This is a genomic window from Escherichia sp. 93.1518 (assembly GCF_013368915.2).
In the GTDB taxonomy this organism is placed as follows: domain Bacteria; phylum Pseudomonadota; class Gammaproteobacteria; order Enterobacterales; family Enterobacteriaceae; genus Escherichia; species Escherichia ruysiae.
Genome location: NZ_JABWMT020000015.1, coordinates 46,619 through 66,702, shown reverse-complemented (window position 1 = coordinate 66,702; position 20,084 = coordinate 46,619). Strand labels below are relative to the sequence as shown.

Below are 20,084 nucleotides of genomic sequence, written 5' to 3'. Positions count from 1 at the left end.
CATGGCTTATAAACACATTGGCGTGGCAATTTCCGGGAATGAAGAAGATGCCCTACTGGTGAACAAAGCCCTGGATCTCGCCAGACATAATGACGCTCATCTGACGTTAATTCATATTGATGATGGCTTAAGTGAGTTGTATCCGGGTATCTACTTCCCCGCAACAGAAGATATTCTTCAACTGTTGAAAGATAAGTCGGATAACAAACTGTATAAGCTGACGAAAAATATTCAGTGGCCGAAAACGAAACTGCGCATTGAGCGCGGCGAAATGCCGGAAACACTGCTGGAAATTATGCAAAAAGAGCAGTGTGACCTCCTTGTCTGTGGTCATCACCACTCGTTTATCAACCGTTTGATGCCGGCATATCGCGGGATGATCAATAAGTTGAGTGCGGATCTCTTGATCGTGCCGTTTATCGACAAGTAACCGCTTACCAGTAATGCTCCGCTGTCATGTGACCCGGTCGGCGACGTAAATGCTTCGTCATCTGCCGGGTCTCTTTCAGCAGTTGTTGCGTATCACGTACCATCTGCGGATTACCACACAGCATCACATGGCTGGTTTCTTTATTCATTGGCAGTCCAACCGCGTTTTCCAGTTCACCGCTTTCAATTAACGCCGGTATTCTCCCGGTGAGTGAGCACTCTGCCGTTTCCCGACTGACAACCGTCTGAATGCGCAGTTTTCCTTCGTAGTGTTTTTCCAGTTCCTGCATCAGTGGCAAATAGCTTAAGTCGGCGGCGTAACGCGCGGCGTGAACCAGTACCAGATTTTTGAAGCGATCTAAATCTTTGCCTAATTGCAGAATCGACAAATAAGGGCCAATCGCTGTACCGGTTGCCAGCATCCATAGCGTTTCACAATCTGGTACTTCATCCAGTACAAAAAAGCCAGTCGCTTCGCTAACCACCTGCACTTCGTCACCCGGTTTTAGTGCCGCCAGTCGCGGGCTTAATTTGCCATCAGGGACGGTGACCAGGTAAAACTCCAGGTCGGGATTGTCGGGAGAATTAACGTAAGAGTAGGCGCGCTGGACGCGTTCGCCGTCAATTTCAAGGCCAAGTTTGGTGAATTGTCCGGCGGTAAATGGAAGTACCGGAGCGTGAACGGTGAGACTAAACAGGGCGTCGGTCCAGTTCTGCACTTTAGTGACTTTGCCTGTTACCCAATCAGCCATGTTTCTCTCCTGTTTTGATTGACTTGCCTTATCTTCGTTCTCCGGACAAAAAAATTCCAGTCCCGAAGGACTGGAAGGCTCAATCGATCAAATCAATCAGAGAATGTGCTCCTGCATTTCTGGGTCTTTACGATCCAGATAATGGATGGACTGAATACGGCGAATAGTGCGGGATTTGCCACGGATTAGCAGCGTTTCGGTGGTGGCGATATTGCCTTTGCGGCTAATCCCTTCCAGCAGATCGCCTTTGGTGATACCGGTGGCAGAGAAGATGACGTTATCGCTACGCGCCATATCGCCCAGACGCAGCACTTTACCCGCTTCGATGCCCATCGCTTTGCAGCGTGCCAGCTCCTGCTCGCCAATGCGACGATTCTCTTCGTTGTCGCCTTTGACGTCATGACGAGCCAGCAGACGACCATTCATATCGCCATCTAATGCGCGGATCACCGCCGCTGAAACCACGCCTTCTGGGGCGCCGCCAATACCGTACAGCACGTCAACTTCACTGTCTGGCATACAGGTAAGAATCGAGGCTGCGACATCGCCATCAGGAATGGCAAACACGCGCACGCCGAGTTGCTGCATTTCTGCGATAATTGCGTCGTGGCGCGGTTTCGCCAGAATAGTGACCGTCAGTTCGCTTAACGGTTTGCCGAGTGCCGCTGCAACATTGCGTAGGTTATCCGCCAGCGGCAGATTCAGGTCAATGGTGCCCTTAGCTCCCGGTCCGACGATCAGCTTTTCCATATACATATCCGGCGCATTAAGGAAGCAGCCCTTATCGCCGACAGCCAGCACCGCCAGCGCGTTAGCCTGACCCATCGCCGTCATGCGCGTGCCTTCAATCGGGTCAACAGCAATATCTACCGCATCGCCGCGACCAGTACCGACTTTTTCACCAATGTAGAGCATCGGTGCTTCGTCGATTTCGCCTTCACCAATGACGATGGTGCCGTCAATGTTGACCTGGTTGAGCATAATACGCATGGCGTTTACCGCCGCGCCGTCAGCGGTGTTTTTATCGCCGCGTCCTAACCATTTGTAGCCAGCCAGCGCCGCAGATTCGGTGACGCGGGAAAATTCGATGGCAAGTTCTCGTCTCATAGCAAACTCTAAGCAGTAAGGAATGGCGCGAAGTGTAGCACAGGGGAAGGGCGGGATTATTGATGTGTGCGGGGTTGCCCCCGCACGGTTTCAGAGTCTGCATGATGCCGGATATGTATCCGCCTCGTAGGCATGATAAGACGCGTCAGCGTCGCATCAGACGATCAGCATCAGACGATCAGCATCAGACAATCGTTCAGATGTCTGACATCACTCCTCGTGTTCTTCCCACGCCATCGCGCGTTTAACCGCTTTTTTCCAGCCAGCGTAACGGTAATTACGCTCAGTGGTTTCGATGCCTGGACGGAACTCGCGCTCAATCACCGCTTTCTCTTGCAGCTCGTCGAGGTTCTGCCAGAAACCGACCGCCAGACCAGCAAGATAGGCCGCACCCAACGCAGTCACTTCGCGAACTTCCGGACGCTCAACGCGGGTGCCGAGAATATCCGACTGGAACTGCATCAGGAAATTGTTCGCCACAGCACCGCCGTCCACGCGCAGCGCGTGCAGACGAATACCGGAGTCGGCCTGCATCGCTTCCAGTACGTCACGCGTCTGATAAGCAATAGACTCCAGCGTCGCGCGGATGATGTGGTTAGCATTCACCCCACGAGTCAGACCGAAAATCGCCCCGCGCGCATACGGATCCCAGTACGGCGCGCCCAGACCGGTAAAGGCCGGAACGACATATACGCCGTTGGTATTTTGCACTTTGGTGGCAAAGTATTCGGAATCGTCGGCGTCGCTAATCAGCTTCATCTCATCGCGCAACCACTGAATCGATGCGCCCGCCATAAATACCGCGCCTTCCAGCGCATAGTTCACTTCGCCAGTCGGGCCACAGGCGATGGTCGTAAGCAGGCCGTTTTCTGATGTCACCGCTTTCTCACCGGTATTCATCAACATAAAGCAGCCTGTACCATAGGTATTCTTCGCCATCCCTTCTTTAACGCACAACTGACCGAATAACGCCGCCTGCTGATCACCCGCGATCCCGGCGATCGGAATACGTGTGCCGCCTTTACCGCCGATGTTGGTCTGACCGTATACTTCCGAAGAGCGACGCACTTCTGGCAGCATCTCGCGCGGGATATCCAGTGCGTCGAGCATTTTGTCGTCCCAGTCCAGAGTATGGATGTTGAACAACATGGTGCGAGACGCGTTGGTGTAATCGGTCACGTGAACGCGACCTTGAGTCATTTTCCAGATAAGCCAGGTATCAACCGTACCAAACAGCAGTTCACCACGACGCGCACGCTCGCGGGAGCCTTCCACATGGTCGAGGATCCACTTCACTTTGGTGCCAGAGAAGTACGGGTCAATGACCAGACCGGTGTTATTACGAATGTACTCTTCCATGCCATCGCGTTTGAGATGCTCGCAAATCTCAGCGGTACGACGGCACTGCCAGACAATGGCGTTATAGATAGGCTTGCCGGTTTCTTTTTCCCAGACGATAGTGGTTTCTCGCTGGTTAGTAATCCCAATAGCTGCAATTTGATCGGAACTGATATCGGCTTTCGCCAGCACTTCTACCAGCGTAGAGCTTTGGGTGGCCCAGATTTCCATTGGGTCGTGTTCTACCCAGCCTGGTTTTGGGTAGATTTGCTCAAATTCGCGCTGTGACACGCTAATGATATTGGCATCGTGATCCATCACGACTGCGCGGGAGCTGGTGGTGCCCTGGTCGAGCGCAACGATATATTTTTTTTCAGTCATGTTTAATTGTCCCGTAGTCACATTACAGTGAAGCTTTTTGTTCTGAAGGAGTTGTGATCTCCTTTTCTTCCACAACACAGATATCGCAAGGCAAATGGCGGCCAATCAGTTTGCGGTAGGCAAATGCACCTACAATCGCGCCAACGATAGGGCCAAAAAGCGGCACAAGGAAGTAAGGAATGTCTCTGCCGCCGGTAAAGGCGACCTTGCCCCAGCCCGCCAGCCAGGCAAAGACTTTCGGACCGAAGTCACGCGCTGGGTTCATGGCAAAGCCTGTCAATGGACCCATAGATGCGCCGATGACCGCAATCAGTAGACCAATCAACAACGGTGCCAATGGCCCACGCGGTACACCGTTACCATCGTCCGTGAGCGCCAGGATCAGCCCCATCAGAATAGCGGTAATCACCATTTCAACTGCGAAAGCCTGCACAAAATTGATATGAGGGTTAGGGTAAGTAGAGAATGTGCCCGCCAGATCAACACTTTCGACGCTGCCGCGAACAATATGATGGGTCTGTTCGAAGTCGAGGAATAAATTGTAGTAAAGCCCGTAAACTAATGCCGCAGCGCAGAAAGCACCGGCAACTTGTGAAACGATAAAAGGAATAACTTTTCGCTTGTCGAAACAGGCAAACAGCCACAACGCAATAGTGACAGCGGGATTAAGATGCGCGCCGGAAACCCCTGCGGTCAGGTAGATGGCCATTGCCACCCCTAGTCCCCAAATGACACTGATTTCCCACTGACCAAAAGACGCACCAGCGACTTTAAGTGCTGCAACGCAACCCACACCGAAAAAAATCAACAACCCGGTCCCTAGGAATTCAGCAATGCACTGGCCTTTCAAGGTTGATGTTTGACTCATAATCGGATCCTGAAGAGTTAATGTTTGTTGTAAGCGTGAAAGTCACTGACGTTCACGATGCTTGTAGGCATCCTGTGAATTTATCGTTAACGAGCAAAAACGAGAAATATCGAAATCAAAATGTGTGTGCCGCGTCATAAAATGAGCGTTATCGCGCCATTTCTTTCATATTTTCTTACATGATGCACGTTTGTTAAATCATTCTTGCAACAAATTTTTTAACATTTTCGATTCGTGTGGATTATGTCACCAGGAGAAGGATGAAAAGTGTGGCAAACTGGAATCTGCAAGGCGTGCTGCTGGACAGAGATGGCGCGGCTTCATACAATCGGAGCTAACGAAAACGCGCACGTATTTATTAAGGCGTCACCGATAATCGGGACGAGGATTTATATCCATCAACGCCTTGCAATTCAGGAGAGGTATGACAATGTCATTAGAAGTGTTTGAGAAACTGGAAGCAAAAGTACAGCAGGCGATTGATACCATCACTTTGTTGCAGATGGAAATCGAAGAGCTGAAAGAAAAAAACAACTCACTGTCGCAGGAAGTTCAGAATGCCCAGCATCAGCGTGAAGAGCTGGAGCGTGAGAACAACCATCTGAAAGAACAGCAGAACGGCTGGCAGGAACGTCTGCAGGCTCTGCTGGGTCGCATGGAAGAGGTTTAATCTTTTCCACTCAGAGGCGCCGCAAGGCGCCTTATTTTTTACTTCACTGCATTTTTAGCAGAAAGCATAATCCCCATCGCCTGTTGGCGATATTTATCTGCCGTATCTGGCTCCATCAATGCAATGATCCCCACAGCCCTGGGGGTGTCCTCAAGATAAACACTGATGGTTCTCTTCTGCTGACCATCGAAATTTATCAACACATCCTGATACTTACAGGTGAAATGTTTGGCATTACAGTCATGAAATTGGAAGGTTTCTTCATTGTATTGATCCTTGAGATTGTCTCGCTGCATCTTCTTTAACTCTTCCAGCGAGTCATCGGCGCTACGTCCTGCGGGTAGGCGGAAAGCAGAAATAAAGATGCTATTATCTTCACTTCTTATATCAATGGTTTTATCTGTACGAATGGAAATCGTTTTCCAGTGTCTGTTAGGGACAGTCACGGAAATAGCGGCATTCTCAAACGTATATTGCCATGGGGTGATTATGCGAAACGTATTGCTGATATTGGATAAAAGTAGTACCCCCAATACCCAACAGCACCCGCGAGTAAAACTGGCGAAGTTACGCGTTTTTTTAGCGAATGCGCACAGAATACCTGACACAAGCACGGGAAGTAACAGCGGCCCCAGAAGTACTGAACCGATATACTCGCCAACCATGCCAGGATCTCCAGACAGTAGGTTGCTGTGCTGAAGGTGACTAAGAAAAGCAGTTATTATCCATAGTATTAATAAGATAACGTATCTCATATCAATCCCTTATTATTAACATGCACATCAGATCATTGACGGGCAGAAAGCATCATTTTCATTACTTCTTCTTGATATTCGTCCAAATAATCTGGGTCGATGGCTGCGACCAGTTGTATCAAATTAGTGTTATCCAGTAGAGTCATGAAAATAGCATGTCTTACTTTGCCATCACTCATTGTTTGCACTCCTTCCTGATAAGCGCAGGTAAATCCCTGAACATCACAAACATGCATTTCTGCAGTTCCGTTTTGAGTCGCGGTAAGTTCCTCGATTGAATGTACACCGAGTTCATTTTGTGAGAAGGCAACAATAGCTAAAATAGCATGGGCATCCCGAGTCACCAGGGTTGGTCCTTGTTTTACTATATTGGTAACCCACTGTTTGCTCGGAACCATGACGGTGATACCTGGCCCCGGGAAAGTATATTCCCATGTGCTATGTCGTTCCCACACCGTATAGCTGCTATAGATAAGAAATAGCCCCATTAACCAACAAGTGCCGCGAATAAAGCTGCGGCTGCTTCTTTTTTTTATCGTTATACAGATGATTGTGGCGATAATAAATGATAAGGCAAGTGGGTTAAAAAATACGTTAGCAAAATATAAAATCATTTCACCCGTGTTGCCAGATAAAAGGAATTTGTAGCGGAAATGGTTAACGACTATAAGTAATAAATATATAAATAAAAGAATAATATTCTGCATGAATACGTCCATGTATAAAAAAGGGGAATTTAATTCCCCTTTTAACGCATGGCAGATACTTATTCAATATCCAGCGGATCTTCAGAAAGAATAATCCCGGTATTGTCGGCGTAGAGATGGTCGCCGGAGAAGAAGGTGACGCCGCCAAAGTTGACGCGGACGTCGCTTTCGCCAATGCCTTCGCCAGCAGCACCGACCGGAATTGCCGCCATCGCCTGGATGCCGATATCCAGCTCTTCCAGGTCATCTACCTGACGCACCGCGCCGTAAATGACCAGGCCTTCCCATTCATTTTGTACTGCCAGACGCGCCAGTTCAGCATCGACCAGTGCGCGACGAACAGAACCACCGCCATCGACGACAAGAACACGACCACGACCATTCTGTTCGAGCAGATCATACAGCAACCCGTTGTCCTCGAAACATTTTACCGTGATGATTTGTCCGCCAAACGACGCCCGTCCACCAAAGTTGGAGAACAGCGGTTCCACGACGTTGACATCTTCTTGATAGATGTCACAAAGCTCGGAAGTATCGTATTTCATAGGCTTAACATTCAGTTGCTGCGAGAATTTTCAGTATATCGCGCTATGTGGGTTGTTGGCAAAATCATCAATTGTTAATTGATATTTGTCAGTTATGCTGCCCACTGGCTTAGGAATATCCCTAAAACAAACAGCAAGTTAGTCAGTAATGCGCCCTTGACAGTGCGTTCCAGCATTGGTCGCATCGCTACCGGATCCATTTCACGCATCACATAACGAGCCTGTTTCACCAATAATGGCGTTGCCAGCAGGAACAACCAGCCCCACAGGCTGTGCAGCGAAAAGAGATTAAACAGCGCCAGGCACACCAGTGAGCCCATCAGCAGGCAGGCATGGTAACGACGTGCGTTTACTGCACCTAAGCGCACCACCAGCGTGTTTTTGCCATTCTCGCGGTCGCTATTAATATCACGCAGGTTATTAATGTTTAGAACCGCTGTTGCCAGCAGGCCACAGGCGGTCGCCGGAAGGATCAATGCCGGAATCAACGTATGCGCCTGCAAATACCAGCTCCCCATCACGCTCAACCAGCCAAAGAAAACCAGTACGGAAATATCACCCAGACCGATATAACCATAAGGGCGATTGCCCACGGTGTAGGTGATAGCGGCGATGATCGACAACCCGCCCAGAATCAGGAAGCCGACAAAATCGGCCAGCGTATGGCACGCCACTGCGACCAGCGCCAGTCCGGAGAGACAGATGAGCACGACGGTAATGATGAGCGCCCGTTTCATCTCTTGCTGGGTAATAACCCCTTTTTGCATACCACGTAGTGGTCCGATACGGTCAGGTTTGTCGCTGCCTTTGACGGCATCGCCGTAATCATTGGCGAGGTTAGAGAGAATTTGAAGCAGTCCGGCGGTAATCAGTGCCAGCAGGGCGACCAGCGGATCGAAGTGACCTTGCCACCATGCCAGTGCTGTCCCGACGATAATTGCAGCAAAGGCGAGGGGGAGGGTTTTAGGTCGTAAACTTTCCAGCCACGCCTGAGTTCGGCTAATTTGTTGTTCAGTCATAATACGCGCCAATAAAAATGGGGCCTTTCAGCCCCATCAAACAATGATGAAAATGATTGAACGCGATTATAGGATAAAACGGCTCAGATCTTCATCTGCCACCAACGCATCCAGATGTTTGCTCACATAATCTGCGTCAATGGTGATAGTTTGACCGCTTAAATCGCTGGCGTCGTAGGAAATCTCTTCCATCAAACGCTCCAGAACGGTATGTAAACGACGTGCACCGATGTTTTCGGTAGATTCGTTCACCTGCCATGCCGCTTCCGCGATACGCTTAATACCGGAATCCGTAAATTCGATATTCACGCCTTCAGTCGCCATCAGTGCTTTGTATTGCACGGTGATAGAGGCATTCGGCTCGGTCAGAATGCGCTCGAAGTCGCTGGTGGTCAGCGCCTGGAGTTCGACGCGGATCGGCAGACGACCTTGCAGTTCCGGGATCAGGTCAGACGGTTTCGCTACCTGGAATGCACCAGAAGCGATAAACAGAATGTGGTCAGTTTTGACCATCCCGTGTTTGGTAGAAACGGTGCAACCTTCTACCAGCGGCAGCAGGTCACGCTGAACGCCTTCACGAGAAACATCCGGACCAGAAGACTCGCCGCGCTTACAGATTTTGTCGATTTCGTCGATAAACACGATCCCGTGCTGTTCAACGGCGTCGATAGCGTCTTGCTTCAGTTCTTCCGGGTTAACCAGTTTCGCCGCTTCTTCTTCAATCAGCAGCTTCATGGCGTCTTTGATTTTCAGCTTACGTGCTTTTTGCTTCTGACCGCCCAGGTTCTGGAACATGGACTGCAACTGGCTGGTCATCTCTTCCATTCCCGGAGGCGCCATAATTTCAACGCCCATCGGTGCTGCGGCAAGATCGATCTCGATTTCTTTGTCATCGAGCTGGCCTTCACGCAGTTTTTTGCGGAATGCCTGACGGGCAGCGGACGGCTCCTGCTGCTGTTCGGTCTGTCCCCAGTTGTTTTTAGCTGGTGGGATCAGCACGTCGAGAATGCGCTCTTCTGCCAGTTCTTCAGCGCGATAGCGGTTTTTCTCGATAGCTTGTACACGCACCATTTTCACGGCGGCATCGGTCAGATCGCGGATGATAGAATCGACTTCTTTACCCACATAACCGACTTCGGTGAATTTGGTCGCTTCAACTTTGATGAACGGCGCGTTTGCCAGTTTTGCCAGGCGACGGGCGATTTCAGTTTTACCGACGCCAGTCGGGCCGATCATCAGGATATTTTTCGGAGTCACTTCATGGCGCAGCTCTTCGTTGAGCTGCATACGACGCCAGCGGTTACGCAGTGCAATCGCCACGGAACGCTTGGCGTTATCCTGGCCAATGATGTGCTTATCAAGTTCGCTGACGATTTCGCGTGGGGTCATTTCAGACATGGGAGATCCTTACGCTTTGTAGCTTAATTCTTCGATGGTGTGGAAATGGTTGGTATAGATGCAAATGTCGCCTGCAATATCCAACGCCTTTTCAGCAATTTCACGGGCGCTAAGTTCAGTGTTTTCTAACAGCGCGCGCGCCGCAGCCTGGGCGTAAGGGCCGCCGGAGCCGATAGCAATAAGATCGTTTTCTGGCTGCACCACGTCACCGTTACCGGTGATGATAAGCGATGCAGTTTCATCCGCGACTGCCAGCAGTGCTTCAAGTTTGCGCAACATGCGATCGGTACGCCAGTCTTTTGCCAGCTCAACGGCGGCTTTGACCAGATGGCCCTGATGCATTTCCAGTTTACGTTCAAACAGTTCGAACAGCGTAAAAGCATCCGCAGTACCGCCTGCAAAGCCCGCGATGACTTTGTCGTTGTACAGACGGCGGACCTTTTTCACGTTGCCTTTCATTACGGTATTGCCCAACGTGGCCTGACCATCACCAGCGATGACCACATGGCCGTTACGGCGTACGCTTACTATAGTTGTCACGAGCTGACCCCTTGGTTACGAATACAGAGTACAAACCCCGTACAAAAGTACGGGGCATAATGCAATTATAGATGGGGGGGATTTTGAGGGTTTCAACCCCCGGCGGCGAGCCGAATGCAGTTTGTATGACCCGCCATCTTCAGGCGATTGAGGGTGCTGTCTGCGTTCTCTTTGCCTTTCACCGGGCCAATGACCACACGATTCCAGCCATTGTTGGTGGTAATTTTCGAGTCAAAACCTTCGAACGCCAGCTGAGCACGTACCGTCTCTGCCTGTTCTGCGCCTCTGAACGAACCGCACTGTACCATCCAGCGGCGTTCATCTTTTTTCTCTGCTGTCGGTTTTGGCGCGTCAGCTGCACGAGCAACTGGCGCAGCTTGCTGCGGCTTCGACTGCGCGGTAGTGTGCGCAGGGGTTTGCAGCAGATCCTGGTACGGCTGCTGAGTAGAAGCCGGTTTTGACTGGCGCGGCTGCGACTGAACCGGCGCGGCTTGCGACGTACGCGTCTGTTGTTGCCAGCTTTGTTCGGTCGTACGCGACTGCTGAGCCAGGCGTTGCTGTTCCGCTAACTGCTGCGCCTGACGCTGGCGTTGTAGCGTTTGCTGGCGCTGTTCTGGCGTTTGCTCATTCCACGGAACTTCAACTAACTGCGTTGGCTGCTGGCGCATATCGGCCTGCATTTGTTCAAGAAGCTGGCGCTGTTCTGGTGTCAGTTGCTCCGGCGTTTTTACTTCACCACCGGCAGAAGGTTCTGTTGGCGCACGCACACCCGGCTGGCGACTTTCCAGCTCTTTAATGTAGCGCCAGCGTTCTTCCGGTTTCGGAGGTAGTCCGTTTCCGGTCACTTTCTGGCTTTGCAGCGTCTCGGACTCTTCTTTCTTGTGATGCGTAATGAAGTACAGACCACCGATAAAGGTCACAAGAACGGCGGCAGCAATAGCGACCATTGCGGGAGAAACCGCAGGCAGATTTCGTTGCTTTTTCCGTGAGGTACTCTTTTTTCGCCGCGAAGGTGCCGGTTGGCTGCGGCGTACATAATCTCGTTGTGCCACTATCGTTTCGCTGTATTTATTCGTTCGTCAGCCCGCCATGTTACTTAAGCGGCGGGCCTTTGACCAGTCACGGAAGCCTTAAAGGTTTACTTTAAGTCAATGTGCGTGTCGATCCCCGGATAATAAGCTCGCAGTCCATTAAACGTGAGCCGCTGCCGACCGTTTGCCCCTGCATTTGGTCAAGCAATAACAACATTGCCTCCCGACCAATTTCATAGCGCGGCTGTGCGATGGTTGTCAGTGGCGGATCACAAAATTGCGTCAGGTCGATGTTATCAAAACCGATTATGGAAAGGTCATCAGGAATTTTCAGCCCCTGACGTTTCGCCTGCGAAAGCGCGCCAAGTGCCATCACATCGCTATGACAGAAAACAGCAGTTGGCGGTTGCGGAAGGTCAAGCAACTGCTGCATGGCTTTACTTCCGGCGTCGAAGGTGAAGTCGCCACGGGCGATATATTGTGGATCAACCATAATTCCGCAGCGACGCAGCGCCTGAACGTAACCTTGCAGGCGATAGTGACACAGCGGCATTTCTTCCGGACCAGCAATACAGCCGATCAATTTATGCCCCTGTTCATACAGGTAATTTACCGCATCAAATGCAGCAGTCAGGTTGTCGATATGAACTGTAGGCAGTTCCAGCTCCGGTGCAAATTCGTTCGCCATCACCATCGGCGGCAGATTACGCTGTTCCTCAATGCTGGCATCAAACGGCAGCCTTGAACCAAGCAGCAACATGCCATCAATTTGCTTAGTGATTATCAAATCGATAAAGGTTTTTTCCTGCTGGTTTTGATGTGCACAGTCGCCAATCAGTACCAGATATCCATGACTTGCTGCCGTAATTTCGATACCGCGAATAATTTCGCTAAAGAAGGGATCGCAGATATCCGGGACAATCACCAGAATGGTGCGGGACTCATTACGCTTGACGTTACGCCCCATCGGCTGCGGTAAATAACCCACTTCCCGGGCGGCTTTTTCAACCCGGTTACGAGTCGCCAGGGAGACCTTATCTGGATTCATTAACGCTCGGGAGACGGTCGCCGTAGAGACTTTTGCTTTCAGGGCGACGTCTTTCATGGTTGCGGCAGTTTCCTGCTTCTTCGCTTTCACACTCACTCCTCGCCTGGCACGTCAGGCGTACTACATCCGTGTTTACTTCACATCGGCAACATTTTTAGCAGATAGCGCGTGAAAACGGTTACAGAATTTTCATGAAAAGTGTGATGAATATTTAATTTTTCGATCCGCCTCGCATCGTTAGCGGTTTAACCCTCAATAGGATCGACATCCAGCACCCATTTCACTTTCCGTGAATCCGGTATTGTATTAATAAGCGCCAGTGTACCGTTAATGATGTGCTGTAAGCGCACGCGGGAAGGATGTTGCAGCAGGATTTGCCAGCGCCAGCGACCGCCGCGTTTAGGTGCCAGTGCCGGAACCGGACCGAGAACCCACAGTTTGTCATCCGCCAGCGGACTGGAGAGGATGAGATTTCGCAACTGTTGCAGGAACAGCGGCGCGTGCTGATTGTTATGATCCTCCGCGCGCACAATCACGTGGCTGGTCCACGGTGGTAGTTGCATCATTCGTCGTTCGGCCAGCGCCTGTTCCGCAAAGGCGTCGTAGCCTTTATAGAGCAACGTTTGCAAGAGAGGATGTTCCGGATGATGTGTTTGCAGCACCACTTCGCCCTGTTTACCCGCGCGCCCCGCACGACCGGCGACCTGGGTGTAAAGCTGGGCGAAACGTTCTGCGGAACGAAAATCGGCAGAAAACAGCGCGCCGTCCACGTCCAGTAACGCCACAAGTGTGACATCCGGAAAGTGGTGGCCTTTCGCCAGCATTTGTGTGCCAATCAAAATCCGCGCGCCGCCGCGATGCACTTCCGCCAGTTGCTGCTCCAGCGCGCCTTTGCGACTGGTAGTGTCACGATCAATACGTGAAATGGGTACACCAGGGAACATCGGGGCAAGCGTCTGCTCAAGCTGCTCGGTGCCCAGGCCCACGGGCACAAGATGCGTGGAGCCGCAGGAAGGGCACTGACGCGGCACTGGGCGCTGGCTGTCGCAGTGATGACAGCGCAGATGCTGCTGCGCCTGATGCAGCGTGTAGTAGTGATCGCAACGTGGGCATTCGGCTATCCAGCCACAGTCGTGGCACAGTAGCGCAGGCGCAAAGCCACGGCGGTTAAGAAAGAGAATGACCTGGTTATTGGCCTGTAAATGCTGGCGCATACGGGTGATTAACGCCGGAGCCAGCCCCGCCTGCACCTTCTGACCTTTTAAATCCAGCACGTGTTGAATTGCCGGACGCGCATTACCCGCCCGACGCGTCAGGCGCAGCAGACGATATTTTTTCTGCTGCACGTTGCATAACGTTTCAAGTGCCGGCGTTGCCGAACCGAGAATAATTGGGATTTGCTCGCTGTGCGCGCGATACACCGCCAGGTCGCGGGCATGGTAGCGCCAGCCTTCCTGTTGCTTGTAGGAGCTGTCATGTTCTTCGTCGATGACAATCACGCCGAGATTTTTAAACGGCGTAAACAGCGCGGAGCGGGTGCCGATGACAATCGCCGCCTCGCCATTTTTCGCTTTCAGCCACGCCGAAAGACGCTCGCTGTCGTTCAGACCGGAATGCAGAACTTCCACGGGCGCATTAAACCGTTCACGAAAACGGGCGATAGTTTGTGGTGTCAGGCCGATTTCCGGCACCATTACCAGCGCCTGTTTGCCCTGAGCGAGCACGTTTTCCAGCACGCTGAGATAAACTTCTGTTTTACCGGAGCCGGTGACGCCCGCCAGCAGCCAGGCGGAAAATGTATCTGCCGCGCTATGGATGGCACCAACGGCGGTGGCTTGTTCAGTATTTAGTCGCAACCGCTCGCCAGAAACGGCATAGTTCGTTCGCCAGTCAATAAATTCCGGTGTTTCGCTTGCCAGTTCGCACAAACCTTTTTTACGCAGCGCCTGCAACGCGGCATCATTAAATTCGAGCGTGGCAACCTGGTCGCGCCAGATTTTCCCTTGCCGCAATGCCGCCAGCGCCTGTTGTTGCTTTGGCGAACGTTTCAGGCTGTTAATATCCACCGCCTGACCTTGCTCGGTGGCAAACCAGTACCACATGGGCGCGTTCGCCGCAGGCCGCCCCTGGCGCAGTAAAATCGGCAAGGCATGAAACAACACATCGCCAATTGGATGATGATAGTAATCCGCCGCCCATAGCAGTAATCGCCAGACGGAGTGAGTAAACACCGGCTCAACGTCCAGCACTTCAACTACCGCTTTTAGCTCGTTGAGCGGCAGCTCGCTGACATCGCTAACTGACACCACAATCCCGATGCGTTCTTGCTGTTTACCAAACGGCACGCGCACGCGACACCCGGCTTTAACCGTCATGCCTTCAGGCAGCAGATAGTCAAAGGTTCGGGGAAGCGGAACGGGCAAGGCAACGTGAGCAACGGGCATAGCATCATCCTGACTTGAAATTCGGTGGAACAGTATACACATTGCCGTAGAGGAGTGCGGATCAGTTTGCATACGCTGGTTAATTTCTGTATGATTCGGCGCCTTTGATACGAAATGATCGTATTGAAACTATACTTTAAACATCGCGTGGTGTCTGGCGTTAGGGCTGGAAGAGCGACGCGGCCTTAAACCGAGGTTTTCCCATGAAAAAAGATATTCACCCGAAATACGAAGAAATTACTGCTAGCTGCTCTTGCGGTAACGTAATGAAAATCCGCTCCACCGTTGGTCATGACCTGAACCTCGACGTGTGCAGCAAGTGCCACCCGTTCTTCACTGGCAAACAGCGTGATGTTGCTACCGGTGGCCGTGTTGACCGCTTCAACAAGCGTTTCAGCATCCCGGGCAGCAAATAAGACCGGATTTCCGAAAAAAGCGCCGCACGGCGCTTTTTTTGTGCCTGAAAACCTACATTAGCAACATAACTCATTGAGTTTGTGTCTTTTTATCTTTCTTCTCATAGCGAAAATCCATTTTATCAATACCGTATTTTTTCATGCGTAAATACAGCTTTTTTCTGGGTATCTGAAAGTAATCGGCAACGTCGTTGATACGACCCTGATGGAAGTTGAGTGCATCAATAATTATTTGTCTTTCATAAGATTCTACGAGTTCATCCAGCGGGGCTGGATCCGTCTCCATCATCTGCAAACTGACCGAATCGTCCAGCATTAAAACGCCGACTGCCACCAGTTCTGCCGCATTCACCAATTCAATAATATTACCAGGCCAGGTACGCGCCATCAGTCGCTTATAAAAAGCTTTTCCCAACAGCGGCTGCTGGCGATTTAATCGTTTACAGGTGAGGGTCAGATAATGGTGAAAAATAGGTTCAATATCCCCCGGTCGCTGGCTGAGTGGTGGGCATTCAATGTGGGTGAGTGAAAAAAGAAAATACAATGCAGGAATAATTTTTTGTGCGGCAGCCAGTTCAGCCAGAGGGCTTTGATTAACAACAATCAGACGAAATGACCGATCCTGGGGTCTTTCCTGGTACTGGATCAAGGCGCGCTGATTTTCTGGCGTTAAATGCTCAAGTTCTTTTAATAACAGCGTGCCACCTTTTGCTTCTTTCACCCATTCTTCCAGGGGCTGCGGGCTATTGGCGCTGAGTGTGCGTTCAATTAAAGGCCTTTCCTTGCGAGAACTAAATTGATGAAGATAGTGGGCGGCTAATGTTCTTCCTGTGCCAGGTTCGCCGTAAAAGCAGACGGGAAGATCGGTTTCTGCCAGCGTTTCAAGCTGTTGACGTGTCTGGCGAATCCAACCACTGTTACCGATTAAGTGCCGATTAAACTGAGCGTGTCGCCATTTTTTTTGTTCCAGATAAGCCTCACGTTCAGCCAGTGCTTTTTCGATAAGTGAGAGAAATTGTTCCGGATTGATCGGCTTTTGCAGGAAATCCCACGCTCCCTTTTTTACTGCTTCAACTGCCATGGGGACATCGCCATGCCCGGTGATCATCAGAATGGGAAGATTAGGGTCAATCAGCATTATTTTTTCCAGTAGCGTAATGCCTGAAATATCCGGCATACAAACGTCGCACACCACGATGCCTTCCCACGTGTTTTGCAGTAATTGTAGAGCCTCAGAAGGGTTGCTACAGGTACATACGACATAACCCTCTTGTTGTAAGAGAGTGCTGTAGGCTTGCAGAACATCATTGTCGTCATCAATTAACAGAATTGTTGGGGTGGTGTCTGTCATGCTTAAAGTTTCCTGAAACGTAGAATAACCAGCGCATGGCGGTCGAGAGTTGACGCGATATATAACTCTCCCTGGCACTGGCGCATAATAGAATGGCTAATCGAAAGGCCAATACCCAAACCTACAGCTTTGTCCGTGGTAAAAGGCGTTAATAGTCGATCAGCCAGATGCACTGGCCAGCCTTTTCCATTATCAGCAATATATAGCGTTACAGTGGAGGCTTCTTCTTCAAAGCTGATGGTTATTGTGGGTGATTGCTCCAGAGTGGCTTCCAGGGCATTCGTAAACAAATTAACTAAAACTTGTTGAATCAAAACATCATCGCCATAAACGGCAGGGAAATTATCAGGGTAGTGAAGAGAGGCCTTCAGTGGTCGATGTTTCAATGCCAGAAGTTCCCAGGATGAATAAATTACCTGCTGTAAATTGATTGCACCGCCAGCCAGTTCACTATCTCGACGGCGGGCAAAGTTGCGCAATCTTTTAACGATGTTATCCATGCGCTCGACCAACGATCGCATTGTGACAATATAATTTTTCACCAAACCAACATCTTGTTGTTCCAGCGCGCGGTTGGCGCTGAAAAGATACATAGATAATGCATTAAGTGGTTGATTAATTTCATGTGCCAGTGTTGTCATTGTCTGCCCAACCACGGCCAGTTTTGCAGTTTGGATCAATTCACTTTGTGTTGTACGAAGGTTTTTTTCTGTCGCAATACGCTCGCATATTTCCTGTCCCAGTTGACGTTGCTGTTGATTAATTTTTTCAATAGTCTGGCGGAGCAGGTTGGCAATTCTCCCAAGTTCATCGTTGCCGGAGACCGGGATATCAGCATCGAGTTCACCATTGCTTAACTTGACAACGGCATCATTCAATAACTGAAATCGGCGGATCATTCTGGGACGAATGTAGAGGTAATTTACCAGAATGACGAATAGTAAGGCGGTAACCATAGCCGCCAAAATCAATAGCCCGCTGATTTGCATTATTTTTTCCAATCGGAGATTGAATGTTTGCAATTGTTGATGGCTATTACCTAATTGCGCTTCTAATTGAGCGCGTATTTGCGTAAATACACGCTCTTTATCCCCGATAGTACTCATGAGTGTTTGTTGAGCTTGTTGCCAGGCGGCCAGGGTTCCGGGTAGATAATTTTGCTGAGTACCCAACTCCCACAAGGAATAAACTGTCTGGTGTAATGTAATGGTACTGGAATAAGAAGATAACGACCGCACATTTTCGTCAATGCTGTGTTTCAAAAAATTCAAATACTGAATATGTTGTTTTAACGCGCCTATATCTCCGCTATGCGTGTTAAGCATCTCCTTTAGCGTACTGACGATTTGGGTTTCTATATGTGAAAGTTCGAAAACGAGCTGCAATTCTTTTTGAATGGTTTGCTGAGCATTTTGCAAACTCTGTTTTTCGGGTAGATCTTTTCGTTGGCTGAGTTGATTTAGCAACGACGATTGTTGCCAACTTAAATCCTGAGTAAGTGAGTTGAGTTCATTATTAAAGTCATCATGCAGCCAGTTAACTCTTGAGGATATAACGTCGAGTTTCCCTTTTTCCTGATTGTTGTTGTTCAATGCGTTATCGAGCTTGTTAAGCAGTCTGGCACTACTGGCGACCTGTTGGTTAAGCGCACGTTGATGTACTGAATCAAGATGAGGGTTAATAGCCTTAATTTTTTGTAGCCGTTGTTCAATCTGCTCCCTTACCTGAAGACGACTAGCGGTATTGGTTGTCTGTTGTAGCTCATTAAATTCGTTTACCAATGCGGTGAGGTTTTCTTCAAAAAGAAATGAAGCCTGAATCCTCGGGAAATAATCATCAAGCGCGTAGCGAACCTGAGAATTTTGTTCATACCAGGAATAGAGGCTGACTACGCTAACGAATAGCGTAAGAACGGCGCTAAAAACAAAGGCGAGCCGTAAGCTCGTCCCTATAGTATGTAGTTGTTTCACTTTAACGACTCAAGTTGTGTGTTCACCAATTGCTGCTGATGCAGGAAAAACTGCTGCCATGCCATGAGCTGAGCTTCACGAAAGCCTGATTGCAGTTCGAATTGCTGCAGGTACATGGCATTAACGGACTGCTCCGGGGTAACAGGAACTGCTGTTAATAATGCACGCACATCTGGCAATTTACGCTTAAGCCGATGTTCTGCGGCATATAATGATTTCCAACTGTTTTGAAGCTCGGTAAGGCGAAAAGTAATCGCATTATCAAATAACAGTTGCACAAGCTTTTGACGCTGCATAATCAACGGATAATCAAGGGAAGGGGTGGCAAATAATCGCAGTTGTTGATCCGCGAGTGGAGTACCGGAGGGTAGCGGATATACCGGATACTTTCCTGAATCAGAATCGCTTAATGCCTGTTGTCCTTCCTGGCTCAACAAAAAATTAATAAAACGCCCCGCCTCCTGTGGATGTTTACTACCGTTTGCGATGGCAATAAACATTGGTGCTGCGCGAGAGTTGGGGAAATAACTGAAACGTAAAGTTGAATTATTAAGCAGTACGTTAGCGTAATTGTCGATGACTGGACCAGCGTCTCCCAGCCCTGTACTGATCTTATTTGCTACGCCAAAGCTGCGTGATGAAATGGTAGCGAGATTACCGCCTATTTTCAGTAGAGTACCCCAACCATTACTCCATCCTTGTTGTTGCAGGAGATCTTCAATCATCAGATGTGTGGTATCTGAACGTGAAGGGCTGCTCATTAATAGTGTTCCTTGATAACGTGACCTGCTCAATTCCTTCCATGAAGTAGGTACTGGCTCATTTTTATCTTCCAGATGCGCCACATTAATCAGGATGCCATAGCCCGATACTGCAACCGCAACGGTGGTTGAACGAATAGATTCGGGTACTAACTTTCTGCTTGTTTCTATTTGATTATTAAATGGCTGGAGCAGATTTTTACTTTGCAACCGCTGTAGCAACATGGGAGATGAACTCAGTACCAGATCAATATTTTCACCCAATGGATTTTCTAGCAGGCGCTCAATGGATGCACTGGTTCGGTTAAGCGTTCGGATTTTGGTTGCCAGTGGTTGTTTTTGCCATTGACTGATAATGTGCTCCGTCGCTTCCGAAGAAAGCGTTGTAGCAATCACCAGCTCTTGCGCTGAGGTGACATTGACACATAAAACCCAACAGATTAATGCTCGCTGTATAATACGAATCATGTCAAAAATCCTATTAACGAGAGAAAAACTCTTACGCTGTAATTCATATCATTATCCGTTAGCTAATATACACAATGACTGTAAGA

The 20,084-nt window shown here is 49.8% G+C and carries 19 protein-coding genes; 3 read left to right on the top strand and 16 right to left on the bottom strand.

Annotated elements, in window-relative coordinates; translation table 11 throughout:
• The first annotated feature begins 1 nt into the window (after nucleotide 1).
• Nucleotides 2-430, top strand: coding sequence for a universal stress protein UspD (gene uspD, locus HEN21_RS13105; protein ID WP_000323549.1), 429 nt, complete (start codon nucleotides 2-4; stop codon nucleotides 428-430).
• Between the two features lie 4 nt (nucleotides 431-434).
• On the opposite strand, the gene fpr is transcribed toward uspD, so the two are convergent.
• From fpr to glpF, 4 genes are all read right to left on the bottom strand, one after another.
• Nucleotides 435-1,181: a ferredoxin--NADP(+) reductase gene (gene fpr, locus HEN21_RS13100; protein WP_176252162.1), complete on the bottom strand. Its 747-nt coding sequence runs from the start codon at nucleotides 1,179-1,181 to the stop codon at nucleotides 435-437.
• 96 nt (nucleotides 1,182-1,277) lie between these two features.
• Nucleotides 1,278-2,288 (bottom strand): class II fructose-bisphosphatase, encoded by a 1,011-nt coding sequence (gene glpX / locus HEN21_RS13095; protein ID WP_001250634.1) that lies wholly within the window; start codon nucleotides 2,286-2,288, stop codon nucleotides 1,278-1,280.
• A gap of 210 nt (nucleotides 2,289-2,498) precedes the next feature.
• Nucleotides 2,499-4,007, bottom strand: a complete 1,509-nt coding sequence (gene glpK / locus HEN21_RS13090) for a glycerol kinase GlpK (protein WP_000136801.1) — start codon at nucleotides 4,005-4,007, stop codon at nucleotides 2,499-2,501.
• A gap of 22 nt (nucleotides 4,008-4,029) precedes the next feature.
• Nucleotides 4,030-4,875, bottom strand: coding sequence for a glycerol uptake facilitator protein GlpF (gene glpF, locus HEN21_RS13085; RefSeq protein ID WP_000084276.1), 846 nt, complete (start codon nucleotides 4,873-4,875; stop codon nucleotides 4,030-4,032).
• A gap of 424 nt (nucleotides 4,876-5,299) precedes the next feature.
• Between glpF and zapB the strand changes: the two genes are divergently transcribed.
• Nucleotides 5,300-5,545 carry a septal ring assembly protein ZapB gene (zapB, locus tag HEN21_RS13080; RefSeq protein WP_001296623.1) on the top strand — a complete coding sequence of 82 codons (246 nt, stop codon included), beginning with the start codon at nucleotides 5,300-5,302 and terminating at the stop codon, nucleotides 5,543-5,545.
• A 38-nt stretch (nucleotides 5,546-5,583) separates the two neighbouring features.
• Here zapB and HEN21_RS13075 read toward each other — a convergent pair whose 3' ends face one another.
• From HEN21_RS13075 to priA, 9 genes are all read right to left on the bottom strand, one after another.
• Nucleotides 5,584-6,210: a hypothetical protein gene (locus HEN21_RS13075; RefSeq protein ID WP_123058529.1), complete on the bottom strand. Its 627-nt coding sequence runs from the start codon at nucleotides 6,208-6,210 to the stop codon at nucleotides 5,584-5,586.
• A 122-nt stretch (nucleotides 6,211-6,332) separates the two neighbouring features.
• Complete coding sequence (locus tag HEN21_RS13070) at nucleotides 6,333-7,007, bottom strand: hypothetical protein (protein ID WP_105287113.1); 675 nt, start codon at nucleotides 7,005-7,007, stop codon at nucleotides 6,333-6,335.
• Nucleotides 7,008-7,066: 59 nt separating this feature from the next.
• Nucleotides 7,067-7,552, bottom strand: coding sequence for a ribonuclease E activity regulator RraA (rraA, locus tag HEN21_RS13065; RefSeq protein ID WP_000872908.1), 486 nt, complete (start codon nucleotides 7,550-7,552; stop codon nucleotides 7,067-7,069).
• Between the two features lie 92 nt (nucleotides 7,553-7,644).
• Nucleotides 7,645-8,571 carry a 1,4-dihydroxy-2-naphthoate polyprenyltransferase gene (menA, locus tag HEN21_RS13060; protein ID WP_010353974.1) on the bottom strand — a complete coding sequence of 309 codons (927 nt, stop codon included), beginning with the start codon at nucleotides 8,569-8,571 and terminating at the stop codon, nucleotides 7,645-7,647.
• Nucleotides 8,572-8,637: 66 nt separating this feature from the next.
• Entirely contained in the window at nucleotides 8,638-9,969 is a 1,332-nt protein-coding gene (gene hslU, locus HEN21_RS13055) for an HslU--HslV peptidase ATPase subunit (RefSeq protein ID WP_001293348.1), read from the bottom strand.
• 9 nt (nucleotides 9,970-9,978) lie between these two features.
• Nucleotides 9,979-10,509 carry an ATP-dependent protease subunit HslV gene (gene hslV / locus HEN21_RS13050; RefSeq protein ID WP_000208242.1) on the bottom strand — a complete coding sequence of 177 codons (531 nt, stop codon included), beginning with the start codon at nucleotides 10,507-10,509 and terminating at the stop codon, nucleotides 9,979-9,981.
• Between the two features lie 92 nt (nucleotides 10,510-10,601).
• Nucleotides 10,602-11,561: a cell division protein FtsN gene (gene ftsN / locus HEN21_RS13045; RefSeq protein WP_000068842.1), complete on the bottom strand. Its 960-nt coding sequence runs from the start codon at nucleotides 11,559-11,561 to the stop codon at nucleotides 10,602-10,604.
• A 91-nt stretch (nucleotides 11,562-11,652) separates the two neighbouring features.
• Nucleotides 11,653-12,678 carry a DNA-binding transcriptional regulator CytR gene (cytR, locus tag HEN21_RS13040; RefSeq protein WP_000644886.1) on the bottom strand — a complete coding sequence of 342 codons (1,026 nt, stop codon included), beginning with the start codon at nucleotides 12,676-12,678 and terminating at the stop codon, nucleotides 11,653-11,655.
• Between the two features lie 155 nt (nucleotides 12,679-12,833).
• Nucleotides 12,834-15,032 carry a primosomal protein N' gene (gene priA / locus HEN21_RS13035; protein WP_176252161.1) on the bottom strand — a complete coding sequence of 733 codons (2,199 nt, stop codon included), beginning with the start codon at nucleotides 15,030-15,032 and terminating at the stop codon, nucleotides 12,834-12,836.
• A gap of 203 nt (nucleotides 15,033-15,235) precedes the next feature.
• On the opposite strand from priA, the gene rpmE reads away from it, so the two are divergent.
• Nucleotides 15,236-15,448, top strand: coding sequence for a 50S ribosomal protein L31 (rpmE, locus tag HEN21_RS13030; RefSeq protein ID WP_000710770.1), 213 nt, complete (start codon nucleotides 15,236-15,238; stop codon nucleotides 15,446-15,448).
• Between the two features lie 70 nt (nucleotides 15,449-15,518).
• Here the strand turns inward: rpmE and pgtA are convergent, their stop codons facing one another.
• From pgtA to HEN21_RS13015, 3 genes are read right to left on the bottom strand one after another with little or no spacing between them, the layout of a single operon-like run.
• A complete protein-coding gene (pgtA, locus tag HEN21_RS13025; protein ID WP_000132857.1) occupies nucleotides 15,519-16,799 on the bottom strand; it encodes a two-component system response regulator PgtA in 1,281 nt (426 codons plus the stop codon).
• Nucleotides 16,800-16,801: 2 nt separating this feature from the next.
• Nucleotides 16,802-18,769, bottom strand: a complete 1,968-nt coding sequence (locus HEN21_RS23300; protein WP_016231504.1) for an ATP-binding protein — start codon at nucleotides 18,767-18,769, stop codon at nucleotides 16,802-16,804.
• Entirely contained in the window at nucleotides 18,766-19,998 is a 1,233-nt protein-coding gene (locus HEN21_RS13015; RefSeq protein WP_176252160.1) for an ABC transporter substrate-binding protein, read from the bottom strand. The genes HEN21_RS23300 and HEN21_RS13015 overlap by 4 nt, the downstream gene beginning before the upstream one ends.
• Between the last annotated feature and the right edge of the window lie 86 nt (nucleotides 19,999-20,084).